Origin of the sequence: Burkholderia sp. 9775_39, assembly GCF_015712225.1 — a bacterium.
Classification (GTDB): Bacteria; Pseudomonadota; Gammaproteobacteria; order Burkholderiales; family Burkholderiaceae; genus Burkholderia; species Burkholderia cenocepacia.
This window is the reverse complement of the sequence record NZ_JACCQC010000053.1, coordinates 1-23,022: the sequence shown is the minus strand read 5'-3', so window position 1 is coordinate 23,022 and position 23,022 is coordinate 1. Positions and strand designations below refer to the sequence as shown.

Sequence of the window (23,022 nt, the reverse complement as noted above, 5' to 3'; positions counted from 1 at the left end):
CATCCCGAACAGGACCGTGAAACGACTCTACGCCGATGATAGTGCGGATTCCCGTGTGAAAGTAGGTAATCGTCAGGCTCCCTAAGCCAGAAACCCCCGCCCGAAAGGCGGGGGTTTTTGCATTGGTACGCCAAAGAAATCGTGCGGCGAAGCGCGAAACGGTATGCGCGCCAGATCAGATCCTCCGGCTTCCGCCACCAAGCCGTCCCCCGAACAAAGTCCCGCGATTTGATACGATCGAACTGTCGTCGACGATGGCATCCGCCGACGTTCGTGTTCGAAACCAGGTTTTGAGGGCAGAGGGCGAGGAATGAATATCGGCGACGCGTCGCGCGAATCCGGGGTCAGCGCAAAAATGATCCGGTACTACGAACAAGTCGGCCTTCTTGCGCCGAGCAAGCGCACCGATGCCGGCTACCGGATCTACGGCGCGGACGAAGTCCATACCCTGCGGTTCATCCGTCAGGCGCGACGGCTCGGCTTTCTCGTCGAGGACATTCGCAAGCTGCTGATGCTCTGGCAGGATCGCTCACGCGCCAGCGCCGAAGTGAAATCGATCGCTCTCGAGCATGTGGCCGAACTCGACAAACGCATCGCGGAGCTAAGCGACATGCGCGACACACTGGCCGACCTCGCCGCGCACTGCCATGGTGACGGACGACCTGAATGCCCGATTTTGGCGCGCCTCGCCGACCCGGTCGATGAACCAAATTAGTGCGTGTTCTCGAGCCTAAAAACAAGCCCTGGAGCAACATCCATCAAAATCAATGGGTTATGTGATGTTTGCCTCAGTCCATTCCAAATGGGAATGGTTGCCATGCAAGTATTTCACTAGCATCTTGGTGCGGCGTCGCTATAATTCGGGATAACCCTATACGGGAAATCCCTGAATCTCGATTCACCAGGGGTCCCTCTTCCTTGGAGAACGTCATGATCGCCTACATCGTCGAAAAGCTGAGCAACTGGTTCGAATCCGCAGAACGTGAGCGCCGTGAGGCTTACCTCGCCACGTCGTCGGACATCGTCCAGCTGGAGAGCCGCATCCGCTCGCTCGAAACCAACGGCTACTCGCTGTAATCGCAGTCCCCGTCAGGTGCCGAGCGGCGCCGAACGATAAGCAAGCCCCGTATTGACGGGGCTTTGTTTTTTTTGTGCATCGGATCTGGCGAAATCGTCGGTGCAGCGCTATGGTATGGACCTGCTTTTCATCCTGAAGGACACGATCATGCGTTTGGGTGTCGATGTGCGTTGCAGTGCCCGCGCGCGTCTCGTTGTGGGCGCGGCTGTGCTCGTCCATGGCCTCGCGGCTGGTGCCGCGACATCGTCCAAACCGCTGGTGCTCGATACGCAGCACGGTATCCAGGACGGCAAGGGCGGATGGGTGCTGCAGACGGCACCGCTGTCGTCGCAGCCGATCGTCGAGCCGGCAGGCATGCGCGCTCCGGCCGGGCAGGCGCCGAACACGTCGGTTCCATTGTTCGTCGCCCCGTATATCAATGTTCCCGCGTGGGACGGGCAACCCGCCTATCAGCCGAGGCTCGCGCCGCGACCGCAGCCGTAACGGCCGGTCGCCGGATCAGTTGCCGCGGTGCTCGATCTGGCAGCGAGCGCCGCTATCCTGTCCCAGCATCTCGACCAGGTAGGGCAGAACCTCGTTCATGCTCTGGGCGAGCGTATACGGCGGATTGAGGATGAACATCCCGCTGCCGTAGAGGCCCAGCCCGTCGGTCGGCGGATTCGACACCGTTAGCGTCAGGTGCAGCCAGTTGTTCGGCTGCAGGCGCTTCAACTGCTCGGGAAAGCGCTGCGATTCCGCCCGCGTGACCTGCGGATACCAGATGGCATAGCAGCCGGTCGCGAAACGCTTCAGGCATTCCGTCACGCAGCTCACCGTGCGCGCGTAGTCCTTCTTGTCCTCGTAGGACGGATCGATCAGCACGAGTGCACGTCGCGGCGGCGGCGGCAGCAGCGCCTTGATACCTTCGAAGCCGTCACCGGCGAAGATCATCGCGCGTCGCCCCGCATCGCGGAAATTGTGGCGCAGCACATCGATTTCCGTCGTGTGCATTTCGAACAGGCGCATACGATCCTGCTCGCGCATCGATCGCCATGCGATGTACGGTGAGCCCGGGTAGAAGTGCAGTTCGCCGTCGTCGTTCAGCGCGCGGACTTCATCCACATAGTCGCCGAGCGCCTCCGGCAGGTTCTTTTCGTTCCACAGTCGGCCGATGCCGGTATCGAATTCCGACGTCTTCGCTGCATAACCGTCGCGCAGCGAGTACACGCCGGCGCCCGCGTGCGTATCGATGTACCAGTACGATTTGTCTTTCTTGTTCAGGTAGCGCAGCAGCTGGACGACGACGGCGTGCTTGAGCACGTCCGCGTGGTTGCCTGCGTGAAAACCGTGACGATAACTGAGCATGGCTGGCTGCCTGACGAAGGGTGAATCGATGAAAGCGGGCGATCGTGCGCGGCCGTGAGGCCGGGCGCCGATGCGGCCGCGTATTGTACGCGAGTGGCCGCGAGTCGCCTCACTCGTATGCGTCGCCGACCACCGCCTCGATGCGTTGCTTCACATCCGGCGTCAGCTTCGCGGCAACCTCGAGCGCGCGCATGTTGTCGCCGATCTGGTCGATCCGCGATGCACCCGTGATGACCGAACTCACGCGCGGATTCGACAGTACCCACGCGATCGCCAACTGGCCGGTGCTGCAGCCGAGTTCGGCGGCGATCTCGCCGAGCCGCTCGACGATGTCGTTGGCGGCCCGATCGGTCAGCCGTTCGCGCATCCAGTCGTAGCCCTGCAACTGCGCGCGGCTGCCGGCCGGCACGCCGTTGCGGTACTTGCCGGTGAGCAGCCCCGACGCCAGCGGGCTCCAGGTCGTGAGGCCGAGGCCGTAATCGTCGTAGAGCCGCGCATATTCCTGCTCGACCCGAGTGCGGTGGAACAGGTTGTACTGCGGCTGTTCGACGACCGGCTTGTGCAGATGATGCCGCTCGGCGATCTCGCATGCCGCGCGGATCTCGTCGGCGCTCCATTCCGACGTGCCCCAGTACAGCGCCTTGCCGCGCACGATCATGTCGCTCATCGCCCAGACGGTTTCCTCGATCGGCGTATGGGGATCGGGACGATGGCAATAGACGAGGTCCACATAGTCGAGCTGCAGCCGGCGCAGCGAGCCGTCGATCGCATTCAGCAGGTATTTTCGGTTCAGCGTGTGATACTGATTCGGGGCTTCCGCGAGCCCCCAGAAGAACTTCGTGGACACGATATAGCTGACGCGCGGCCAATCGAGCGACTTGAGCGCGTGGCCCATGATTTCCTCGGATTTGCCGCCGGCGTAGACCTCGGCGTTATCGAAGAAATTGACGCCCGCATCGCGTGCCGCGGCGAGGCATTCGCGCGCGACCCGCTGATCGACCTGGTTGCCGTATGTCACCCACGACCCGAGGGAAAGCTCGCTGATTTGCAGGCCGGAGCGGCCTAGCCGTCGATAGTGCATGAGAATCTCCTGCTGAACGGAACCGACCTTAAGCTTAGACGTTTTGCACGCGAACGGCGGGGCCGATCGTGCACAATGACGCTTGGCACGCCGCCACGATTTCGCGATGAGCGCGGATGCGGGCGGGCGCGTGTTTTATTCGATCCGATAACGGGAGGAGACGGATATGGCAGCAGATCTGAGCGGCAAGACCGCAGTCGTCACGGGCGCCGCGAGCGGCATCGGCAAGGAAATCGCACTGGAGCTCGCCAAGGCAGGCGCGGCCGTCGCGATCGCCGACCTGAACCAGGACGGCGCGAACGCGGTCGCCGACGAGATCAACAAGGCAGGCGGCAAGGCGATCGGCGTCGCGATGGACGTGACCAACGAGGAAGCCGTGAACACCGGCATCGACAAGGTGGCCGAAGCGTTCGGCTCGGTCGACATCCTCGTGTCGAACGCGGGCATCCAGATCGTCAACCCGATCGAGAACTACTCGTTCGCCGACTGGAAGAAGATGCAGGCGATCCACGTGGACGGCGCGTTCCTGACGACGAAGGCCGCGCTCAAGCACATGTACAAGGACGATCGCGGCGGCGTCGTGATCTACATGGGTTCGGTGCACTCGCACGAAGCGTCGCCGCTGAAGTCGGCGTACGTGACGGCCAAGCACGGTCTGCTCGGCCTGGCGCGCGTGCTGGCAAAGGAAGGCGCGAAGCACAACGTGCGCTCGCACGTCGTGTGTCCGGGCTTCGTGCGCACGCCGCTGGTCGACAAGCAGATTCCGGAGCAGGCGAAGGAGCTCGGCATCAGCGAAGAGGAAGTGATCAAGAAGGTGATGCTCGGCAACACGGTCGACGGCGTGTTCACGACGGTGCAGGACGTCGCGCAGACGGTGCTGTTCCTGTCGGCGTTTCCGAGCGCCGCGCTCACGGGCCAGTCGGTGGTCGTCAGCCACGGCTGGTTCATGCAGTAACGCAGGGCAGGCGGCATAGCCGCCCACCGCGCCGAACGGTACAAAAAAACGCGCTCCGTGGAGCGCGTTTTTCATGTCGGCAGGGCGGGCCTGGTGACGGTTGCCGCCCGACGCGGCTTTACTTCAGGACTGCTGCGACCGCATTGGCGACCGCGTCGAGGTTGCGCGTGTTCAGCGCGGCGACGCAAATCCGGCCCGTGCCGACCGCATAGATGCCGAACTCGTCGCGCAGGCGATCGACTTGCGCCGAGGTCAGGCCCGAATACGAGAACATCCCGCGCTGTGCGTTGATGAAGCTGAAATCGCGATCGACGCCGCTTGCCTTCAGGCGCTCGACGAGACCATTGCGCATCGCGCGGATGCGATCGCGCATTTCGCCGAGTTCCTGCACCCACGAAGCGTGCAGTTCCGGCGACGCGAGCACCGCTGCGACCACCGCGCCGCCGTGGGTCGGCGGGTTCGAGTAGTTCGTGCGGATCACGCGCTTCAGTTGCGACAGCACGCGCGTGGCTTCTTCCTTGCTCGACGTGATGATCGACAGCGCGCCGACGCGCTCGCCGTACAGCGAGAACGACTTCGAGAACGACGACGACACGAATGCGTTCAGGTCGGCCGCGGCAAACAGGCGCACGGCAGCGGCATCGGCGTCGATGTTCTCGCCGAAGCCCTGGTAGGCCATGTCGAGGAACGGCACGAGGTTGCGCGCCTTCACGACGTCGACGATCTGTTGCCATTGCGCTTCGGTCAGGTCCACGCCGGTCGGGTTGTGGCAGCACGCGTGCAGCACGACGACCGTGCCTGCCGCGTAGCCGTTCAGCGCCGACAGCATGCCTTCGAAGTTCACGCCGTTGGTGGCCGCGTCGTAATACGGGTAGGCGACGACTTCGAAGCCGGCCGCTTCGAACAGCGCACGGTGGTTTTCCCAGCTCGGATCGCTGATCGCGACCTTCACGTTCGGATTCACGGTGCGCAGGAAATCGGCGCCGATCTTCAGCGCGCCCGTGCCGCCCAGTGCCTGGGCCGTGACCACGCGGCCCGCCGCGATCAGCGGCGAATCGTTGCCGAGCAGCAGCTTCTGCACGGCCGCATCGTAGGCGGCGATCCCGTCGATCGGCAGGTAGCCGCGCGGCAGGCCGGCCTCGACACGTGCCTTCTCCGCTTCGCGCACCGCGCGCAGCAGCGGAATCTTGCCGTCTTCGTTCGTGTACACGCCAACGCCGAGGTTGACCTTGGTCGGACGCGCATCGGCGTTGAAGGCTTCGTTCAGGCCCAGGATCGGGTCGCGGGGAGCAAGCTGGACAGCGGAGAAGAGCGACATGATGATTCGGCAGTAGTGAAAAGAGGGTCAGGCTTTCAGCCGGCGGGACGGGCGCAGCGGACCGCGCCCACGGCGCGACGCCGGAAAGCGCAGCAGCCTGATATTGTAGCGAATTCGCGCTGGCGGGGGCGGTGATTCCGTCGCGTTTCGGCGGCGAATCGCGATTTCGGGCGGCCGTCGCGCGTCAGGAGCCGACAGCAGTTCGCGCGGCCGCGAAGCGCTAGAATGCTTTCTTTGCCCTTGCTCCGGCCGCATTCCATGTCCGAACATCATGCCGAAGTCGGCGACGCGCTCGACGAATCCAAATTCGTCACTTTCGAAGGGTCGCCGTTCCAGCTTTACCAGCCGTATCCGCCCGCGGGCGACCAGCCGACCGCGATCGACACGCTCGTCGAAGGCGTCGGCGACGGCCTTGCCTTCCAGACGCTGCTCGGCGTGACGGGTTCGGGCAAGACCTTCACGATGGCCAACACGATCGCGCGGCTCGGCCGCCCGGCGATCGTGTTCGCGCCGAACAAGACGCTCGCGGCCCAGCTTTACGCGGAGTTCCGCGAGTTCTTCCCGCGCAACGCGGTCGAGTACTTCGTGTCGTACTACGACTACTACCAGCCTGAGGCCTACGTGCCGCAGCGCGACCTGTTCATCGAGAAGGATTCGTCGATCAACGAGCACATCGAACAGATGCGGCTGTCGGCGACGAAGAGCCTGATGGAGCGTCGCGACGTGGTGATCGTTGCGACCGTGTCGGCGATCTACGGTATCGGCAACCCGTCCGAATACCACCAGATGATCCTGACGCTGCGCACGGGCGACAAGCTCGGCCAGCGCGACGTGATCGCGCGGCTGATCGCGATGCAATACACGCGCAACGAGCAGGATTTCCAGCGCGGCACGTTCCGCGTGCGCGGCGACACGATCGACATCTTCCCGGCCGAACATGCGGAAATGGCCGTGCGCGTCGAACTGTTCGACGACGAAGTCGAGACGCTGCAGCTGTTCGATCCGCTGACCGGGCGCGTGCGGCAGAAGATTCCGCGCTTCACCGTGTATCCGTCGTCGCACTACGTGACGCCGCGCGACACCGTGATGCGCGCGGTCGAGACGATCAAGGACGAACTGCGCGAACGGCTCGAGTTCTTCCATCGCGAGGGCAAGCTCGTCGAGGCGCAGCGCCTCGAGCAGCGCACGCGCTTCGATCTCGAGATGCTGCAGGAGCTCGGCTTCTGCAAGGGCATCGAGAACTATTCGCGGCATTTCTCGGGCGCGGCGCCCGGCGATCCGCCGCCGACGCTCGTCGACTACCTGCCGCCCGATGCGCTGATGCTGCTCGACGAATCGCACGTGCTGATCGGCCAGCTCAACGGGATGTACAACGGCGACCGCGCGCGCAAGGAAAACCTCGTCAATTACGGCTTCCGCCTGCCGTCGGCGCTCGACAACCGGCCGCTGAAGTTCCACGAGTTCGAACGCAAGATGCGCCAGGTCGTGTTCGTGTCGGCCACGCCGGCCGATTACGAGAAGCGCGTGACGGGGCAGATCGCCGAGCAGGTCGTGCGACCCACGGGCCTCGTCGATCCGGAAATCGAAGTGCGCCCGGCGAGCTCGCAGGTCGACGACGTGCTGACCGAGATCAACGCCCGCGTGAAGGCCGGCGAGCGCGTGCTGATCACCGTGCTGACGAAGCGCATGGCCGAACAATTGACCGAGTTCCTGGCCGACCATGGCGTCAAGGTGCGTTACCTGCACAGCGACATCGACACGGTCGAGCGCGTCGAGATCATCCGCGACCTGCGGCTCGGCACGTTCGACGTGCTGGTCGGGATCAACCTGCTGCGCGAGGGTCTGGACATTCCCGAAGTGTCGCTCGTCGCGATCCTCGACGCGGACAAGGAAGGCTTCCTGCGCGCCGAGCGCTCGCTGATCCAGACGATCGGCCGCGCCGCGCGGAACGTGAACGGCAAGGCGATCCTCTACGCGGACAACATGACCGAGTCGATGAAGCGCGCGATCGGCGAAACCGAGCGGCGCCGCGCGAAGCAGATCGCCTACAACGAAAAGATGGGCATCACGCCGCGCGGCGTCGTGAAGCGCATCAAGGACATCATCGACGGCGTCTACAACGCCGACGACGCGCGTGCGGAGTTGAAGGAAGCACAGCAGCGCGCGAAATTCGAGGACATGTCGGAAAAGCAACTCGCGAAGGAAATCAAGCGTCTCGAGAAGCAGATGGCCGACTACGCGAAGAACCTCGAATTCGAGAAAGCCGCCGCCACCCGCGACCAGCTTGCCGTGCTGCGCGAACGCGTGTTCGGCGCGAACGTCGGCGACCACATCAGCGGCGGTCGGTAAATCTTTCCAAGCGTCACTGAATCCTTTTGGTAAAGCGCCTGTAAGCCTTGTCGGATCAGGGGTTTACAGCGCTCTCCGTTTGTTCCGAAACGGGTTCGGTGCTAAACTCCACATGTATTGAGAATAGTTCGCATTAACGTTCTTCGTCGCGTTAGTGTTTCCAGCGGGTGGCCCCGGCGGTCGCTCGCATGTCGTCAAGATAGTCAGACAAATAACAAGGAGTGTCCATGTTGGGTTCTTCGTTCATCCGCACGACGGTTGCGGTAGCGGCGGCGCTTGCCGCGATGTCGGCCTCGGCGGCCGAGTATCCGATCGGCAAGCAGCAGATCCAGGGCGGCATGGAAATCGGCGCGGTGTACCTGCAGCCGATCACGATGGACCCGGAAGGCATGATGCGCAAGGCGTCGGATTCCGACATTCACCTCGAGGCCGACATCCATGCGGTCAAGAACAACCCGACCGGTTTCGCGGAAGGCGACTGGATGCCGTACCTGCAGGTCACGTACAAGCTGACGAAGCAGGGCGACACGAAGTGGAAGGCCGAAGGCGACCTGATGGGCATGGTCGCGAGCGACGGCCCGCACTACGGCGACAACGTGAAGCTCGCCGGCCCCGGCAAGTATCACCTGACGATGGTCGTCAAGCCGCCGATGCAGTCGGGCCACATGGCGTTCGGTCGCCACGTCGACAAGGAAACGGGCGTGGGCCCGTGGTTCAAGCCCATCACGCTCGAGTACGACTTCCCGTTCGCCGGTATCGGCAAGAAGGGCGGTTACTGATCGGTGGCATCACGAACGGCGCGCTTCGGCGCGCCGTCGGCGTAGAGAACCCAGAATGAAAATTCCCCAGAAAATCGTTACCGCAGCCGCTGCGCTGTGGCTTGCCGGCGCGGCGCATGCGGCCGATCTGCCGACGTTCAAGCTCGAGATGACGGATGGCAAACTGACGCCCGCCCGCATCGAAGTGCCGGCCGGCCAGCGTTTCAAGATCGAGATCAGGAACACCGGCAAGGGCGCCGCCGAATTCGAGAGCGTGCAGTTGCGCAAGGAGAAGGTGCTCGCGCCGGGCGCCGATTCATTCGTGGTCGTCGCCCCGCTGTCGCCGGGCGAATACAAGTTTTTCGACGATTTCCACCAGCAGGCTCAGGGCGTGATCGTCGCGAAGTAACGCGTTTTATCTGCGCGCGGGCGCGCCAGTCCCTTGCCCCGCGCGTCAGGAGGTATCGATGGGTCAGATCTTGTTCATCGTCTGGCGGGAGAGCGTCGAAGCGCTGCTCGTCGTCGGCATTCTCTATGCATGGCTGAAAAACGGCGACGACGACGCGCGCCGCGGCCTGCCTTTCCTCTGGGCCGGCGTCGCTGTCGGCCTGCTGATGGCCGTCGGCCTCGGCGCCGCGCTGGTCGGGTTCACCGAAGTGTTGTCCGGCGACGCGCAGGACTATTTCCAGACGGCGATGGTGCTGATCGCGTGCGTGCTGATCGTGCAGATGGTGCTGTGGATGCGCCGGCACGGGCGCACGCTGAAGCGCGACATGGAGCAATCGCTGCAGCAAAGCACGCGCGATTCGAACTGGTGGGGCGTCGCCGTGCTGGTCGCGCTCGCGATCGCGCGCGAAGGCAGCGAGACGGTGATCTTCCTGTACGGCCTCGGTTTCGGCCAGTCGGGCCACGTCGACGGCAGCCAGATGCTCGCGGTCGTGATCGGTCTCGGTCTCGCGTTCCTCACGTTCTATCTGCTGCAGCTCGGCGGCAAGTACTTCTCGTGGCGGCATTTCTTCCGCGTCACCGAAGTGATGCTGCTGTTCCTCGGTGCGGGCCTGTTCCAGACCGGCGTCGACAAGCTGATCGACAAGGAAATCCTGCCGCTCGGCATTTCGCAGGTGTGGGATACGTCCGCGATCCTCGATGATTCGGGCACGTTCGGCTCGCTCGTCGCGACGCTGACCGGCTATCGCGCACACCCGGCGCTGACCAACCTGGTGGCCTATGCGGTCTACTGGGCGGTCGTCTGGCTGCTGATGAAGCGCGCGAGCCGCCGTCCGGCCGTTGCTGCGGGTCGCGCGGCATGAGCGTTGTCGCCGCCGTCAAGCCGGGCTGGCTCGCGCAGGCCGGCCAGTGGATGCAGCGCCACGGTGCGCTGATCCGCGGTATCCAGTGGATCGTCGTCGCCGTCTACGCGTTCCTGATCATCGTGCCGGCCGTGTTGCCGCTGCCGGACGATTCCGCGCATCTGTGGAACAACCTCACGCTCATCGCGCAATTCGCGTTCTGGGGCATCTGGTGGCCGTTCGTGCTGCTGTCGATGGTGATGCTCGGACGCGTCTGGTGCGGCGTGCTGTGTCCGGAGGGCGCGCTCACCGAATACGCGAGCAAGTTCGGCCGCGGCGGCCCGATTCCGCGCTGGATCCGGTGGGGCGGCTGGCCGTTCGTCGCGTTCGGCATCACGACGATCTACGGACAGATGGTGAGCGTGTACCAGTACCCGCTCGCGGTGCTGTTCGTGCTCGGCGGCTCGACCGTCGGCGCGATCGTGATCGGCGTGCTGTACGGTCGCGAAAAACGCGTGTGGTGCAAGTACCTGTGCCCGGTCAACGGCGTGTTCGGGCTGCTCGCGCGGCTCGCGCCGATGCGCTACAAGGTCGACGAGGATGCGTGGCGCCGTTCGTACAAGAACGGCGAGCACGGTCATCGCGTGATTCCGATCAACTGCGCACCGCTCGTGCCGTTGCGCAACATGAAGGGTGCGGCGGCCTGCCATATGTGCGGTCGTTGCAGCGGGCATCGCGACGCGATTTCGCTGTCGCTGCGCTCGCCGTCCGACGAGGTCGTGAACCTCGGTGCGGAGCAGGCCAACCCGTGGGACACCGCACTGATTCTCTACGGCCTGCTCGGCGTGGCGATCGGCGCGTTCCACTGGACCGTCAGCCCGTGGTTCGTGCAGATCAAGCAATGGCTCGCGGGCTGGCTGATCGACCACGACATCACGTGGCCGCTCGAGACCAATGCGCCGTGGTTCCTGCTCACGCACTACCCGGATCGCAACGACGTGTTCTCCTGGCTCGATGGCGGGCTGGTCGTCAGCTATATCGTCGGTACCGGGCTCGTGTACGGCACGGCGTTGCTGGTGCTGCTGGCCGGCGCGACGCTGATGCTCGGCCGCTTCGATCGCGTGCGTTTGCATCACCTCGCCCAGGCGCTGATCCCGATCGCGGGTGCGGGCGTGTTCCTCGGACTGTCGGCCACGACGCTGTCGTTGCTGCGCGCCGAGCATGTGCCGCTCGGCTGGGCAACCGATGTGCGCATCGCGATTCTGGTCGGTGCCAACGTGTGGAGCGCGTGGCTCGCGTGGAAGGTGACGGGGCGCTATGCGGCATGGCCGCGCCGGCTCGCGGCATTCGCGTGGTTCGCCGTCGGGCTGGCCGTCGTCGACAGCGCATGGTGGTTGATGTTCTGGGGATTCTGAGGCGGCTTGCATGCCGCTTTCTTCGGCCGTCGTGCGTTGTGCGGCCACATACACGCGAGCCGCATGCCTGGCCCATTCGCGGCTCGAACAAAAAAGCGACACGTCGTTGGACGTGTCGCTTTTTTTCTTCCTTGTGCGAGAACCAAAAAAGTGGCTTGGCTTGCTGCAACGGCTGCTTGAGTGTGTTTGCACGAAGGGGTCTAGATCTCGCGTGCAAGCCGTTACGCTGGCTACTGCCCAACACCTCTCAGGGAGGTGGTCCCCACAATACTCGGTCGTTACTTCGTCAGGATCAGTTTGCCGAGCCGCGTGGCGCGCAACTGATAAGTCTCTCCGTTATGCGCGATGCTGATGTGGCTCTGGCCTTGCAGCAGCGTATCGCTGTTGACGACCCGCGTGCCTGCATCGCGGTTGCCGGCGGGTTTCGCCGGCGTGGTGACCGCTGCCGTCTTCTGACGGCTGCTGGCTGCGGTGCCGGTCGTGCGGCGCAGGGTCAGCGTGGTCGGGCGCATGGTGTCGGTCATTCGGTTTGATCGGTGACTGTCGATACGATGGAATGAATTCTAAATGATAACTATTCCCATTTACAAAAACTCTTTATCGATCGAAATGCCGAGACTGATAGCTTGAATCAAAAGCGGCGGCCCGCAGGCCGCCGCCGGGTTCAGTGCAGCGGATCAGGGTCCTTGCGCCCCTGCGCGTATTCGCGGATCAGGCGAACGGTGTCGATGTCCGACGTGCGGTATGCCTCCTTGACGATCCCGTGCGTCTGCCGCGCTTCTTCGCTGTCGTCCGTGACCGTCAGCGTCGTGCGGTACTCGAAACGCAGGAACAGTTCGCGGTCGTCGCGCTCTTCGATCGTCATCGTCAGCGAGCCGCCGATCTCGCCGTCGGCCGCGCGGATGTCGTAGCGGACCTGCTGATTCGGCGTGAACGTCACGTGGTCGCGCACGGTCGCGTGGCCGTAATGCAGTTCGCGTTCGAGCGTCGTGTCGGTGCGTTCGTGAATGACGCAGCTGTCGAGGCCGATCACGAACAGTTGCGGCTGCTCCGCACGCAGCACGAGGCCTTCCCAGAGCTGGTCGCGGGTGAGGGTCGGCACGCCCGGATCGTCGGAGTTGATCTGGATCAGATGTTCGAAGTTCAAGGGGACGGGTTCCTTCTGGTGGCGGGTGGCCACATGGTTCAAGAACTTATTGTGACGCAAAACCACCGGCTTCGCGGCACCTGCGACCCCGATCCGGTTCACGCTTCGATGCGACCCATGCGACCGGTCTGGTAGTCGACGACGGCCTGCCGGATCTCCTCCTCGGTATTCATCACGAATGGGCCGTAACGGACGATCGGTTCGTTGAGCGGCACGCCGCCGATCAGCAACAGGTCGAGCGACGTGTCGCCGGCAGCGAACGTGACGGTGTCGCCGTCGTCGCCGTAGACGACCATGTGCCGTGCGTCCACAGCCTGCCTGTCGGGCCCGTAGCGGCCCGTTCCGTCGATCGGATAGGCGAACACGCGATAACCGGCCGGCACGGGCTGCGTGACCGTTGCGCCGGGCTCCAGTGTGAAATGCTGGTAGAGGATCGGTGTGCGCGTCTCGATCGCGGCCTGGACGCCGAATGCTTCGCCGGCGATGACGCGCACGCGTGCGCGCCCGTCCGGCGACGTCGCGGTCGGAATGCGGGCGGCCGGGATCTCCTGGTAGCGCGGTGCGATCATCTTGTCGCGCCGCGGCAGGTTGACCCACAGCTGGAAGCCGTGGGAACGTCCGCCTGCCTGCGCGAACGCCGGGTCCGGCATCTCGCTGTGCACGACGCCGGCGCCGGCCGTCATCCATTGCACGTCGCCGGGGCCGAGCGTGCCGGCATGGCCGGACGAGTCGCGATGGCGGAAGCGTCCGTCCAGCGCGTAGGTCACGGTCTCGAAGCCGCGATGCGGATGGTCGGGCGCGCCCACGGCTTCGCCGGGCGCGTAGTCGACCGGGCCCATTTCATCGAGCAGCAGGAACGGATCGAAGTCCATCAGCAGCCGTGTCGGGAACGGACGGTGAACCACGAAACCGCCGCCTTCGGTGGTGCGAAGCGCGGGGTAGGTACGATCAAGCGAGCGAGCGGTGGTCATGGGAAGCCCTCGAAATCATCGGAATAGCGTTATTTTTGAAACATAGCGCTATTATATTGGGCGTTTTACCGTCCGATTTGCGGCCGTTCGCAATGGATTGTTCTGAAATTGGAACGATGAGATGAATATCGATGCACATAACCTGAACGACCTGATGTACTTCTCGCAGGTCGTCGAACATGGCGGCTTCTCGGCCGCCGAGCGCGTGCTGGGCATCTCGAAATCGCGTCTGTCGCGGCGCCTGACCGAGCTGGAGGCCGCGCTCGGCGTGCGCCTGCTGCAGCGTTCGACGCGCAAGCTCGCGCTGACCGAGGCGGGGGAGCTGTTCTACCAGCACTGCCAGGCGATGCTCGCCGAAGCGCAGGCCGCGATGAACGCGGTGCAGCAGCTGCGCGCGTCGCCGCGCGGCTCGGTGCGCGTCAGCGTGCCGGTGACGCTGTCGCAGACGATGCTGTCGCGCATCCTGCCCGAATTCCTGCGCCGTTATCCCGAGGTCAAGGTGCATGTCCGCGTGACGAATCGCGTGATCGACCTGTTCGAGGATTCGATCGACGTCGCGTTGCGCGTGCGCTCGGAGCCGCCGCAGAACGCCAACATCGTCGTGCGGCCGCTGTGGCGCACCGAGCAGATGCTGGTCGGTGCGCCGAGCCTGCTGAGCCAGAATGCGCCGCCGCTGGCGCCGGACGACCTGACCGGCTTCGAGACGCTCGATACGCCGAGCGTCGACGGCCGGCACGTATTCAACCTGATCGCGCCGGACGGGACGCGCCACGTGCACGAGCATGATCCGCGGCTCGTGACGGCCGACCTGATGACGATCCGCGAGGCCGTGCTCGACGGCCTCGGCATCGCCGCGCTGCCGGAGATGATGTACGGCAACGCGCTGCGCGCGGGGCAACTGTCGCCCGTGATGCCGGGCTGGACGCTGCCGGTGCCGCAGTTGTATGCGGTGTTCGTGTCGCGCCAAGGGATGCCGCCCGCAGTACGTGCGTTCGTCGATTACCTGGTCGAGAAGCTCGACCACGGCGCGTACAAGGAGCCCGGCTGCCCTGAGCGCGCGAAGAAGGAAGCGGCGGTCGATGTTTCGGCGACCTGAACACGGCGTGTACGACGACGCAAATTTGTTTTGTCATTGAAGCGTCGCCTGCAATCGCAAGTTTCAATCGCCGGAACCTTGAATGCGTGCGCGGGCGGGCCTATATTGAAATCCCATTTCGTGAAGGAAGTTCTGAGCGAAATCAGGTGGCCGCATATATTGCGAGCCAGATAGGGCAGAACGCGCAGTCCGTGCAGACCACGGCAGAGTCGCATTTGCGTTGCTCGAGGCGCAACCGATACCGCCAAAGAGCCCGCCGCCCGAAGGCGCCCGCGTGCGCATGAAAAAAGGCCTTCATCTGGCGATGAAGGCCTTTTACTTTGTGTACGGCCGGTTAGGTGCGGCCGGCCAAGTGCGCCGTTGCTGCCGGCAACTGCGGGGCGTGCGCGCGTTACTTCGCTTTTGCGCCCGGCTCCGTCACGAAGCCGAGCTTCGTCAAGCCGCCTGCCTGCGCATCCGACATCACTTCCGCGACGTGCTCGTACGCGACCTTGCGGTCGGCGCGCAGGTGCAACTCGGGCTGCGGCGTGCGTTTCGCGGCTTCCGCGATCCGTGCCTGCAGTTGTTCGCGCGTGACCGTGTGGTCATCCCACAGGATCGTGCCGTCGCCCTGGATCGCGACGTCGACGGTCTGCGGCTTTTCGTCGACGGGCTGGCTGCTGGCGTGCGGCAGGTCGATCTTCACCGCATGCTGCATCGCCGGGATCGTCACGAGGAAAATGATCAGGAGTACGAGCATGACGTCGACGAGCGGCGTCATGTTGATCTCGCTCATCACGGCATCGTCGTCATCGTCGCTGAAACCGGTGTTCATGGCCATGGTTCACCTCGTCTCAGCTGGCGGCGCGCGAGGCGAGACGCAGGCCGTCGCGCGTCGACGACGACGCGAGGCTCGCGCCCGTCACGAAGTACGCGTGCAGACCGTGCGCGAAGCGGCGCAGCTTGCTGACCACACCCTTGTTCGCACGGGTCAGCGCGTTGTAGCCGAGCACCGCGGGAATCGCGACGAACAGGCCGAAGGCCGTCATGATCAGCGATTCGCCGACCGGGCCCGCGACCTGGTCGATCGACGTCTGGCCGGTGGCGCCGATCGCGAGCAGCGCGTGATAGATGCCCCACACCGTGCCGAACAGGCCGACGAACGGCGCGGTGCTGCCGACCGAGGCGAGGATCGCGAGGCCGCTCTGCATGCGCGAGATGCCTTCGTCCATCGTGTCCTTCAGGCAGCGCGTGACCCAGTCCGACACGTCCATGCGATCGTGCAGGTGCGGTTGCGTCTGGTGGTGATGGTCGGCGGCTTCCTTGCCCGACAGCGCGAGCGCGAGGAACGGGTTGTCGTTCGGCGTCGATGCGGCGAGGCCGAGCTTCTTGATGCCGTCGTCGAAATTGTCGGAATGCCAGAAAGCCTGTTCGGCGTTCTTCGTGAGGCGGTTCAGGCGGATCACGTTCCAGCCCTTGATGACGATCACGATCCACGACAGGACCGACATCACGAGCAGCGTGATCGCAATGGCGCGCGTGACGAAATCACCTTGCGCCCAGACGTGAGCGATACCGTAGCTTTGCATTTTTTGTTTCCTTTGAATCTTCCGGATGAGGCAGGTTAGTCGGTGAGCCCGAAGCTGTAGGGCTGTGTGCGGGCGGCGCGGATCGCCTGGCCGTTCTCGATGTACGGACGGCAGGTGGTCGAGCGCATCGCGTCGAGTGCGGCATCGTCGAGGCGCGGATAGCCGCTGCTCTTCTGCAGATCGATGCTTTCGATCTTGCCGGTCACGCCGACGACGAAGTGAACATAGGCGGTGCCCGATTCGCCGCGACGGCGCGACATCGACGGATAGTCGGGCTTCACGAAGTTGCATTGGAGCGTCGGCACGTTCTTCGGCGCGCTGACCTGCATCGTTTCGCGCGCCGGGCCCGGCGTGGCGGCCGGTGCGGCGGGAGCGGGCGCGGCGGGCGCCGGTGTCGGATCGGCGGCGGGAGCGGGTGTAGGCGACGGGGCGGGCGAGGGCGCAACCGGCTGCGGGGTCGGCTTCGCCGCCTTCTGCACCGGCTTCGGTTCGACCTTCGGCTTCACGCGCGGCACCGGCTTCGGCGGCGCGGGCTGCGGGATCGACTCGGCCGCGACCTGCTGCGCGATCGGCGCGGGCGTGATGAGCTGCGCGGTGATCGTCTGGACCTCGACCGATTTCGGCGGCGGCGCGTTGCGATGGAGCCACGCGGCCGTCAGCATGATCGCGTGTGCGGCAAGCACACCGACCGCGACGACGATCACTCGGGGATTCATACGTGGTGCAGCCGGCATGGCGCCGGCAGGAGCGAGATGCGAAGCCTGCATGTTAGCTTGAAAGAACGACGTCGCACCCGGGGCGCGGCGGGTGAATCGGCATCACTTGCGAAAGATCAGCAGCGAGATGCAAACGGTGGTTACGAATCCGATCAGCAATTCCATCACAGGCTCCTTGACAGGTAAGCCGTTGGCTCGCGCGGACGGTGGCTTGCTGACGGTCAAAACAAAAAATGCGGCCTGGGCCGCATGCGCACGCTCGGCGCCGCTCAGGCCGCCTTGCGGTCGTAGAACGTGACCGGGATCGGATGCGCATGATGCTCGACGCCGCACCGGCTCGCGCAGACGCCTTGCTCGGCCATGAGGTCGCGTACGGACTCCTCGCACTTGCCGCAGCACGTGGCCACGCCGAGCTCGAACTGGAGTTCATCGAAAGAATTCACGCCCTCGGCGAGGGACGCGCGAATCTTGCGATCGGAAACAGACTTGCACACGCAGACGATCATGATGAGTTGCGATAGCTAACGTTAATGCGAATTATTATCATTAATTTTGCGGGTGTTGACAAGCCTGGGTCGGGCTTTTTTTAAGGTCATCGGACCCTTGAAACGGCGGGGCGGTCAGGCCGCCGAGAGCGTTCGGCGTGCCGGCCCCCGCGTCAGGCGGTCGCGCAGGCGCGCACGTTCGGCGAGGAAATGGTGACGGATTCGACCGGCGCGTCGAGGCCGAGCAGCGTCGAGGCGAGCGCGCGCAGCTGCAGACCGTCGCTGGTCGAGCAGAAACGCGGCGGCGCGGCGTGCGTGCCGGCCGGGGCGCGCAGCCCGCGTTCGTCGAGGACCCGCGCGAGCTGGCGGGCGATGGCGTCGCTCGTGTCGACGATCGTCAGGCGCTCGCCAACAAGGTCACGAATCGTTTCTGTGAAGAACGGGTAGTGCGTGCAGCCGAGTACCAGCGTATCGGCGCCGTCGTCGAGCATCGGCTGGATGTAACGCTCAAGCAGCGCGCGCAACGCGGGCGAGTTCGTGTCGCCGCGTTCGATCGCTTCGACGAGCCCGTGGCCGGGTTGGCAGATGAAGCGGCGGCCGGCGCCGTAGCGGTCGAGCAGCGCCTGGAAGCGCGGGCTGTTCAACGTCGATTGCGTGGCGAGGACGCCCGCGACGCCGGTCGCGGACAGCGCGGCGGCCGGCTTGATGCCCGGCTCGACACCGACGAGCGGGATCGACAGGCGTTCGCGGATGGCCGCGATCGCCCGGGCCGTTGCCGTGTTGCACGCGATGACGAGCGCTTTCGCGCCTTCGCGGGCGAGCCACTCGCCGATGGCCAGCGTGCGTTCCGTAATGAAGGCTTCGTCGCGCGGGCCGTACGGCGCGTGGTGCGAGTCGGCGACGTAGACGAACGATTCGTCGGGCAGGTGCGCGCGCGCGGCGCGCAGCACCGACAGGCCGCCGAGCCCCGAGTCGAAGATGCCGACAGGGGCGGCGGCGCGCAGCGCGGTAGCGTTGGACGGGTTCGTCATCGTCAGGCGGGCGGCAGGCTGGCAGGCGGCGCGATTACTCGGGCGAACCCATCATCGTTTGCTGATAGTTCTGCAGGCCGACCTTGCCGATCAGGTCGATCTGCGTTTCGAGCCAGTCGATGTGCTCTTCGGTGTCGTCGAGGATCTTTTCGAAGATCTCGCGCGACACGTAGTCGCGCACCGATTCGCAGTAGGCGATCGCTTCCTTGCAGGTGGACTGCGAGATCTGCTCGAGCTTCAGGTCGCACTTCAGGATCTCTTCGGTTTCCTCGCCGACGAGCAGCTTGTGCAGGTCCTGCAGGTTCGGCAGGCCGTCGAGCATGAACACGCGCTCGATCAGCCAGTCGGCGTGCTTCATTTCGCCGATCGACTCGTCGTATTCGTGCTTGCCGAGCTTGTCGAGGCCCCAGTGCTTGTACATGCGCGCATGCAGGAAGTACTGGTTGATCGCCGTGAGTTCATTCTTCAGTTGGGCGTTCAGATATTCGATGACTTTCTTGTCGCCTTGCATGGCTGTTTCCTTGTTCAGTGGGGCTTCAGAAACCGAACGATAATCGCTCGAACGAGAAAAGCCAAGCCTCGAAGCCTTGTCGGGCCTGCCTTTTGCGTGTAATGAGAATCAGCCTCGAATAACCGGCCGAACACAATAATGAGAATGAGAAGTAAAAAGGCCGGACTCCCGTCCGGCCTTTCGTTCGATCGCGCTTAAGCGGTGGCGACCGGGATCTTGCCGATCTTCGCCTGCCATTCCTTCGGACCCGTCTGGTGCACCGACGTGCCCGACGAATCGACGGCGACCGTCACCGGCATGTCCTGCACGTCGAACTCGTAGATCGCTTCCATGCCGAGGTCTTCGAACGCGAGCACCTTCGCGCCGCGGATCGCCTTCGACACGAGGTAGGCCGCGCCGCCGACCGCCATCAGGTAGGCCGCCTTGTGCTTCTTGATCGCGTCGATCGCGACCGGGCCGCGTTCGGCCTTGCCGACCATCGAGATCAGACCCGTCTGAGCGAGCATCGTCTCGGTGAACTTGTCCATGCGCGTGGCCGTCGTCGGGCCGGCCGGGCCGACCACTTCGTCACGCACCGGATCGACCGGGCCGACGTAGTAGATCACGCGGTTCGTGAAGTCGACCGGCAGCTTCTCGCCCTTCGCGAGCATGTCGGCGATGCGCTTGTGCGCGGCGTCGCGGCCGGTGAGCATCTTGCCCGACAGCAGCAGCGTCTGGCCCGGCGTCCAGCTCGCGACTTCTTCCGGCGTCAGCGTGTTCAGGTCGACGCGCTTGCTGGTTTCCGTGTTCGGTTCCCACTGCACCTTCGGCCAAGCGTCGAGCGACGGCGCTTCCAGCTTGGCCGGGCCCGAGCCGTCGAGCACGAAGTGCGCGTGGCGCGTGGCCGCGCAATTCGGGATCAGTGCGACCGGCTTCGAGGCCGCGTGCGTCGGCGCCGCCATGATCTTCACGTCGAGCACGGTCGCGAGGCCGCCGAGGCCCTGCGCGCCGATGCCGAGCGCGTTGACCTTCTCGTGCAGTTCGACACGCAGTTCCTCGATCCAGTCCTTCGGGCCGCGCGCGATGATTTCCTGGATGTCGATCGGCTCCATCAGCGATTCCTTCGCCATCAGCATCGCCTTCTCGGCGGTGCCGCCGATGCCGATCCCGAGCATGCCCGGCGGGCACCAGCCGGCGCCCATCGTCGGGACCGTCTTCAGCACCCAGTCGACGATCGAATCGGACGGGTTCAGCATCACGAATTTCGACTTGTTCTCCGAGCCGCCGCCCTTCGCGGCGACCTGCACGTCGACCTTGTCGCCCGGCACGATCTCGTAGTGGATCACGGCCGGCGTGTTGTCCTTGGTGTTCTTGCGGGCGCCTTCCGGCGGATTGACGATCGACGCGCGCAGCACGTTGTCCGGGTGCGTGTAACCGCGGCGCACACCTTCGTTGATCATGTCGGTGAGGCCCATCGTCGCGCCGTCCCAGCGCACGTCCATGCCGACCTTCACGAAGATCGTGACGATGCCGGTGTCCTGGCAGATCGGGCGGCGGCCTTCCGCGCACATGCGGCTGTTCGTGAGGATCTGCGCGATCGCGTCCTTCGCCGCCGGACTCTCTTCCAGCTCGTATGCGCGGCCGAGGGCCTGGATGTAGTCGAGCGGGTGGTAGTAGCTGATGTACTGCAGCGAATCCGCGATGCTCTGGATCAGGTCTTCCTGTTTGATGACGGTCATGGCTGAGACTCTGTGGGGACAGTGGGGAATATGTTGCCGACGGTTCAGGCCGCCGGTCGGGACGCCGCGGGTGCGTGCGCCTCGTGGAAATGGGCCGGGTGCGTGTGCGTCGTCAGGCGATCGACCCACGCCATCACGAGCGCCGACACGAGGAACGACACGTGGATGATCACCTGCCACATGATCGCGTGCGTCGTGTGCTGGTCGGGGTTGATGAAGGTCTTCAGCAGATGGATCGACGAAATGCTGATCAGCGCCATCGACAGCTTGACCTTCAGCACGCCCGCGTTCACGTGGTCGAGCCATTCGGGCTCGTCGGGATGGCCCTCGATGCCGAGCCGCGACACGAACGTTTCATACCCGCCGACGATCACCATGATCAGCAGGTTCGAGATCATCACCACGTCGATCAGGCCGAGCACGGCAAGCATCACGCTGATTTCGTCGAGGCCCGTCGCATGCGACAGCAGGTGCCACACTTCTTTCAGGAACAGGAACACGTAGACGGCCTGCGCGACGATCAGGCCCAGATAGAGCGGAACCTGGAGCCAGCGGCTCATGAAAATCAGCGCGGGGAGGGGGCGAAGCGGGCGACGGCCGGGATGGCCGGGCGAGTGCGGGGCGGACATGTCGGGGTACGGGCGCGGTGCGCAGGTATCGGGGGTAATCTTGAAAAGGCGCGCTATTGTAACGCGTCGGCCGGCGCGACTGCAGCGACGCGCCGGCACGCCCGGGGACGGATCAGGAGGCCGCGGCCGGCACGCGTTTCACGCGCAGGCTCGCGAGCACGATGCCGGCGACGACGCACGCGAGCGCGACGCCGTGCGCGAGCGTCGGGCGCTCCCCGAGGAACGCGATGCCGTACGCGGCCGCGGCGATCGGCAGCACCGCGCTGAACACGCCGGCGAGGCTGCCCGGCACGTGCCGGATGCCCTTCATCCACAGCCAGAACGAGAAGATGCTGGCCGATAGTCCGTACCAGACGACGAGCGCCCAGGTGCCGGCCGGCACGCTCGCGTAATCGAAGTGCCACAGCGCGGTCGCGCCGAGCGGCAGCATCAGGAACAGGCCGAACAGGTGCGTGTACGCGCAGATGTCGATCGGTGCGAGCGTCTGCGTGAGCCGGCGCGACAGGATCACGTAGATCGATTCGCAGCACACCGCGCCGAGGATCAGCAGGTTGCCGGTGAGCGAGCCGGACGCGTCGCCTGGCGTGCCGTGACCGGATGCGCTGCCGTTGGCGAGATTGATCGTCACGACGCCGACGATCGCGAGCGCGATCGACACGAGCGCACGGCCGTTCGGTTTTTCACGCAGGATCAGCCATGCGAACAGCGCGACGATCGCCGGGATCGTGCTCGTGATGACGCCCGCGGCCACCGCGCTCGTGCGCTGCACGCCGTTGAGCATCAGCAGCGTGAACATGAAGGTGCCGAAGAAGGCCTGCAGGAACAGGTTCAGCCATTCGCCGCGCTTGACCGCACGCATCTTCACGGGGCTGAACAGCGGCCACAGCACGGCGATCGCGATCACGAAGCGCAGCGTGGCGAGGATGGCGACGGGAACGAATGCAACGATGGATTTACCGATACCGACGTTGCTGCCGACGAAGAGCATCGACAGGATGAGGAAGAGGGCGTAGCGATTCAAGCTGGAATCCGGAAGGCGAGTTCAGTTAGGATTGTAGGGTCGCGGTTGTAACAGCGTAAAGCTGACCTCGATGCGCGCCGCCCGGTGCACGAAACGGCCATGCCGCGTAAGTGACGGGTAAGTTGGAGCGCTTATCGTGGAAACCGCCGGGCCGCGGGTCACGTTCGCGTGATCTGGTGCGGTGCAGCATCGTGCGCAGGCCTTCGCGGTCGCGTGCGGGTGGTGGGAGACAGCGGCGCGCAGGCGCCGGCCAAGACGACGCGCGGCGCGCACGATCGCGCCGCCATGCAGAGGATTCATGTTCACCAAGGGGTAGTCGATGTCTGCGATTGAATCGGTTCTTCACGAAACCCGTCAGTTCGCGCCGCCCGCGGCGCTCGAGAAGACGGCGACCATTTCCGGCATGCCGGCCTATCGCGCGCTCGTCGCCGAGGCCGAGCAGGATTACGAAGGCTTCTGGGCGCGTCTCGCGCGCGAAGGCCTCACGTGGCACAAGCCGTTCACGAAGGTGCTCGACGAGCGCAACGCGCCGTTCTACACCT

Annotated in this window: 26 protein-coding genes; 11 read left to right on the top strand and 15 right to left on the bottom strand. The window is 64.6% G+C overall.

The window, feature by feature from the left end; genetic code table 11:
• Positions 1 to 310 precede the first annotated feature (310 nt).
• From cueR to H0X90_RS34805, 3 genes are all read left to right on the top strand, one after another.
• Positions 311 to 715 carry a Cu(I)-responsive transcriptional regulator gene (gene cueR / locus H0X90_RS34815; protein WP_006483878.1) on the top strand — a complete coding sequence of 135 codons (405 nt, stop codon included), beginning with the start codon at positions 311 to 313 and terminating at the stop codon, positions 713 to 715.
• 215 nt (positions 716 to 930) lie between these two features.
• Positions 931 to 1,077 carry a DUF3563 family protein gene (locus tag H0X90_RS34810; protein ID WP_006478295.1) on the top strand — a complete coding sequence of 49 codons (147 nt, stop codon included), beginning with the start codon at positions 931 to 933 and terminating at the stop codon, positions 1,075 to 1,077.
• Positions 1,078 to 1,192: 115 nt separating this feature from the next.
• A complete protein-coding gene (locus H0X90_RS34805; protein WP_077189124.1) occupies positions 1,193 to 1,561 on the top strand; it encodes a hypothetical protein in 369 nt (122 codons plus the stop codon).
• Between the two features lie 15 nt (positions 1,562 to 1,576).
• Here H0X90_RS34805 and H0X90_RS34800 read toward each other — a convergent pair whose 3' ends face one another.
• Complete coding sequence (locus tag H0X90_RS34800; RefSeq protein ID WP_077189123.1) at positions 1,577 to 2,422, bottom strand: 23S rRNA (adenine(2030)-N(6))-methyltransferase RlmJ; 846 nt, start codon at positions 2,420 to 2,422, stop codon at positions 1,577 to 1,579.
• 109 nt (positions 2,423 to 2,531) lie between these two features.
• Entirely contained in the window at positions 2,532 to 3,503 is a 972-nt protein-coding gene (locus H0X90_RS34795; protein WP_006483886.1) for an aldo/keto reductase, read from the bottom strand.
• Between the two features lie 166 nt (positions 3,504 to 3,669).
• Here H0X90_RS34795 and H0X90_RS34790 point away from each other — a divergent pair, with 166 nt between their 5' ends.
• Positions 3,670 to 4,458, top strand: a complete 789-nt coding sequence (locus H0X90_RS34790) for a 3-hydroxybutyrate dehydrogenase (RefSeq protein ID WP_006483876.1) — start codon at positions 3,670 to 3,672, stop codon at positions 4,456 to 4,458.
• Positions 4,459 to 4,576: 118 nt separating this feature from the next.
• Here H0X90_RS34790 and H0X90_RS34785 read toward each other — a convergent pair whose 3' ends face one another.
• Positions 4,577 to 5,776, bottom strand: a complete 1,200-nt coding sequence (locus H0X90_RS34785) for an amino acid aminotransferase (protein ID WP_006483879.1) — start codon at positions 5,774 to 5,776, stop codon at positions 4,577 to 4,579.
• Positions 5,777 to 6,034: 258 nt separating this feature from the next.
• Here H0X90_RS34785 and uvrB point away from each other — a divergent pair, with 258 nt between their 5' ends.
• From uvrB to H0X90_RS34760, 5 genes are all read left to right on the top strand, one after another.
• Positions 6,035 to 8,125 (top strand): excinuclease ABC subunit UvrB, encoded by a 2,091-nt coding sequence (uvrB, locus tag H0X90_RS34780; RefSeq protein ID WP_006483873.1) that lies wholly within the window; start codon positions 6,035 to 6,037, stop codon positions 8,123 to 8,125.
• Between the two features lie 227 nt (positions 8,126 to 8,352).
• Positions 8,353 to 8,904, top strand: a complete 552-nt coding sequence (locus H0X90_RS34775) for an iron transporter (protein WP_006483880.1) — start codon at positions 8,353 to 8,355, stop codon at positions 8,902 to 8,904.
• Between the two features lie 55 nt (positions 8,905 to 8,959).
• Positions 8,960 to 9,292: a cupredoxin domain-containing protein gene (locus H0X90_RS34770; RefSeq protein ID WP_006483872.1), complete on the top strand. Its 333-nt coding sequence runs from the start codon at positions 8,960 to 8,962 to the stop codon at positions 9,290 to 9,292.
• Between the two features lie 58 nt (positions 9,293 to 9,350).
• Positions 9,351 to 10,193, top strand: a complete 843-nt coding sequence (locus H0X90_RS34765; RefSeq protein WP_006483868.1) for an FTR1 family protein — start codon at positions 9,351 to 9,353, stop codon at positions 10,191 to 10,193.
• Entirely contained in the window at positions 10,190 to 11,587 is a 1,398-nt protein-coding gene (locus H0X90_RS34760) for a 4Fe-4S binding protein (protein WP_006483874.1), read from the top strand. Before H0X90_RS34765 ends, H0X90_RS34760 begins: the two co-directional genes overlap by 4 nt.
• Before the next feature lie 278 nt (positions 11,588 to 11,865).
• On the opposite strand, the gene hemP is transcribed toward H0X90_RS34760, so the two are convergent.
• From hemP to H0X90_RS34745, 3 genes are all read right to left on the bottom strand, one after another.
• Positions 11,866 to 12,111 carry a hemin uptake protein HemP gene (hemP, locus tag H0X90_RS34755; RefSeq protein WP_006483877.1) on the bottom strand — a complete coding sequence of 82 codons (246 nt, stop codon included), beginning with the start codon at positions 12,109 to 12,111 and terminating at the stop codon, positions 11,866 to 11,868.
• Between the two features lie 140 nt (positions 12,112 to 12,251).
• The gene (locus tag H0X90_RS34750) at positions 12,252 to 12,734 is read right to left on the bottom strand and encodes an SRPBCC family protein (protein ID WP_006483882.1); all 483 of its coding nucleotides are present in this window, start codon (positions 12,732 to 12,734) and stop codon (positions 12,252 to 12,254) included.
• A gap of 98 nt (positions 12,735 to 12,832) precedes the next feature.
• Complete coding sequence (locus tag H0X90_RS34745) at positions 12,833 to 13,705, bottom strand: pirin family protein (RefSeq protein ID WP_034201518.1); 873 nt, start codon at positions 13,703 to 13,705, stop codon at positions 12,833 to 12,835.
• Between the two features lie 121 nt (positions 13,706 to 13,826).
• Between H0X90_RS34745 and H0X90_RS34740 the strand changes: the two genes are divergently transcribed.
• Positions 13,827 to 14,801, top strand: coding sequence for a LysR family transcriptional regulator (locus H0X90_RS34740; RefSeq protein ID WP_006483884.1), 975 nt, complete (start codon positions 13,827 to 13,829; stop codon positions 14,799 to 14,801).
• Between the two features lie 391 nt (positions 14,802 to 15,192).
• On the opposite strand, the gene H0X90_RS34735 is transcribed toward H0X90_RS34740, so the two are convergent.
• The 9 genes from H0X90_RS34735 to H0X90_RS34695 form a co-directional block, all read right to left on the bottom strand.
• Positions 15,193 to 15,621: a biopolymer transporter ExbD gene (locus tag H0X90_RS34735; protein WP_006478310.1), complete on the bottom strand. Its 429-nt coding sequence runs from the start codon at positions 15,619 to 15,621 to the stop codon at positions 15,193 to 15,195.
• A 13-nt stretch (positions 15,622 to 15,634) separates the two neighbouring features.
• Positions 15,635 to 16,369, bottom strand: coding sequence for a MotA/TolQ/ExbB proton channel family protein (locus tag H0X90_RS34730; RefSeq protein ID WP_006483875.1), 735 nt, complete (start codon positions 16,367 to 16,369; stop codon positions 15,635 to 15,637).
• Positions 16,370 to 16,404: 35 nt separating this feature from the next.
• The gene (locus tag H0X90_RS34725) at positions 16,405 to 17,136 is read right to left on the bottom strand and encodes an energy transducer TonB (protein WP_012492728.1); all 732 of its coding nucleotides are present in this window, start codon (positions 17,134 to 17,136) and stop codon (positions 16,405 to 16,407) included.
• A 218-nt stretch (positions 17,137 to 17,354) separates the two neighbouring features.
• Positions 17,355 to 17,591, bottom strand: coding sequence for a bacterioferritin-associated ferredoxin (locus H0X90_RS34720; protein ID WP_006482749.1), 237 nt, complete (start codon positions 17,589 to 17,591; stop codon positions 17,355 to 17,357).
• Between the two features lie 152 nt (positions 17,592 to 17,743).
• Positions 17,744 to 18,601 carry a glutamate racemase gene (gene murI, locus H0X90_RS34715; RefSeq protein ID WP_077188757.1) on the bottom strand — a complete coding sequence of 286 codons (858 nt, stop codon included), beginning with the start codon at positions 18,599 to 18,601 and terminating at the stop codon, positions 17,744 to 17,746.
• Between the two features lie 34 nt (positions 18,602 to 18,635).
• Positions 18,636 to 19,112, bottom strand: a complete 477-nt coding sequence (gene bfr, locus H0X90_RS34710; RefSeq protein WP_006482753.1) for a bacterioferritin — start codon at positions 19,110 to 19,112, stop codon at positions 18,636 to 18,638.
• A 194-nt stretch (positions 19,113 to 19,306) separates the two neighbouring features.
• The gene (locus tag H0X90_RS34705; RefSeq protein ID WP_006482750.1) at positions 19,307 to 20,830 is read right to left on the bottom strand and encodes a fumarate hydratase; all 1,524 of its coding nucleotides are present in this window, start codon (positions 20,828 to 20,830) and stop codon (positions 19,307 to 19,309) included.
• A 44-nt stretch (positions 20,831 to 20,874) separates the two neighbouring features.
• Positions 20,875 to 21,459: a TIGR00645 family protein gene (locus tag H0X90_RS34700; protein ID WP_012492727.1), complete on the bottom strand. Its 585-nt coding sequence runs from the start codon at positions 21,457 to 21,459 to the stop codon at positions 20,875 to 20,877.
• A gap of 112 nt (positions 21,460 to 21,571) precedes the next feature.
• Complete coding sequence (locus H0X90_RS34695; RefSeq protein WP_006482741.1) at positions 21,572 to 22,480, bottom strand: DMT family transporter; 909 nt, start codon at positions 22,478 to 22,480, stop codon at positions 21,572 to 21,574.
• Positions 22,481 to 22,799: 319 nt separating this feature from the next.
• Between H0X90_RS34695 and H0X90_RS34690 the strand changes: the two genes are divergently transcribed.
• Positions 22,800 to 23,022: acetyl-coenzyme A synthetase N-terminal domain-containing protein (locus H0X90_RS34690; RefSeq protein WP_282960459.1), on the top strand; the 223-nt coding region annotated here is incomplete at its 3' end.